The 1,812-nt window shown below is 57.1% G+C and carries 1 rRNA gene; it reads left to right on the top strand.

Annotation, left to right across the window (positions count from 1 at the left end):
• Positions 1-1,812, top strand: a 23S ribosomal RNA gene (locus tag AB0K14_RS40825); the annotation flags it as partial.

Genomic DNA, 1,812 nt, shown 5'->3' with positions numbered 1-1,812 from the left:
GGGATGGGTAGGGGAGCGTCGTATGGCTGTTGAAGCGGCGGAGTGATCCAGCCGTGGAAGCCATACGAGTGAGAATGCAGGCATGAGTAGCGAAAGACGAGTGAGAAACTCGTCCGCCGGATGACCAAGGGTTCCTGGGCCAGGCTAATCCGCCCAGGGTAAGTCGGGACCTAAGGCGAGGCCGACAGGCGTAGTCGATGGACAACGGGTTGATATTCCCGTACCCGTGTGAACGCGCCCATGGCGAACCTTGTGATACTAACCGCCCAAAGCCTGTTCCGAGTCTTCGGACGAGGGACTACGTGGAGCGCGGGACCTGAACTTGTAGTAGTCAAGCGATGGGGTGACGCAGGAGGGTAGCTCCGCCAGTGAGTGGTAGTACTGGTGTAAGCGTGTAGGCCGTAGCATAGGCAAATCCGTGCTGCATACAGGCTGAGACGTGATGCATAGCCGATTGAGGCGAAGTAGAGTGATCCCATGCTGCCGAGAAAAGCCTCTAGTGAGTGTTCATGCGGCCCGTACCCCAAACCGACACAGGTGGTCAGGTAGAGAATACCGAGGCGATCGGGCGAACTGTGGTTAAGGAACTCGGCAAAATGCCCCCGTAACTTCGGGAGAAGGGGGGCCGAGGGATTTGAAGCCCCTTGCGGGCTAGGATTTTTCGGCCGCAGAGACCAGCGAGAAGCGACTGTTTACTAAAAACACAGGTCCGTGCGAAGTCGCAAGACGATGTATACGGACTGACGCCTGCCCGGTGCTGGAACGTTAAGGGGACCGGTTAGCTCTTCGGGGCGAGGCTGAGAACTTAAGCGCCAGTAAACGGCGGTGGTAACTATAACCATCCTAAGGTAGCGAAATTCCTTGTCGGGTAAGTTCCGACCTGCACGAATGGCGTAACGACTTCTCGACTGTCTCAACCACAGGCCCGGCGAAATTGCATTACGAGTAAAGATGCTCGTTACGCGCGGCAGGACGGAAAGACCCCGGGACCTTTACTATAGCTTGGTATTGGTGTTCGGTTCGGCTTGTGTAGGATAGGTGGGAGACTGTGAAGCGGCCACGCCAGTGGTTGTGGAGTCGTCGTTGAAATACCACTCTGGTCGTACTGGATGTCTAACCTCGGTCCGTGATCCGGATCAGGGACAGTGCCTGGTGGGTAGTTTAACTGGGGCGGTTGCCTCCCAAAGGGTAACGGAGGCGCTCAAAGGTTCCCTCAGCCTGGTTGGCAATCAGGTGTCGAGTGCAAGTGCACAAGGGAGCTTGACTGTGAGACCGACGGGTCGAGCAGGGACGAAAGTCGGAACTAGTGATCCGGCCATGGCTTGTGGAAGCGTGGTCGCTCAACGGATAAAAGGTACCCCGGGGATAACAGGCTGATCTTGCCCAAGAGTCCATATCGACGGCATGGTTTGGCACCTCGATGTCGGCTCGTCGCATCCTGGGGCTGGAGTAGGTCCCAAGGGTTGGGCTGTTCGCCCATTAAAGCGGTACGCGAGCTGGGTTTAGAACGTCGTGAGACAGTTCGGTCCCTATCCGCCGCGCGCGTAGGATACTTGCGGAAGGCTGTCCCTAGTACGAGAGGACCGGGACGGACGGACCTCTGGTGTGCCAGTTGTCCTGCCAAGGGCATTGCTGGTTGGCTACGTTCGGAAGGGATAACCGCTGAAAGCATCTAAGCGGGAAGCCTGTTCCTAGATGAGGTATCCCACCCTTTGTGGGTTAAGGCCCCCAAGAGACTATTGGGTTGATAGGCCGGAGATGGAAGGTCGGTAACGGCTGGAGTTGACCGGTACTAATAGGCCGAGGACTTGT

It is taken from the genome of Actinosynnema sp. NPDC050801 (genome assembly GCF_040673975.1).
Lineage (GTDB): Bacteria > Actinomycetota > Actinomycetes > Mycobacteriales > Pseudonocardiaceae > Actinosynnema.
Note: the sequence above shows the minus strand (reverse complement) of the source record. Positions and strands in the feature narration are given on the sequence as shown.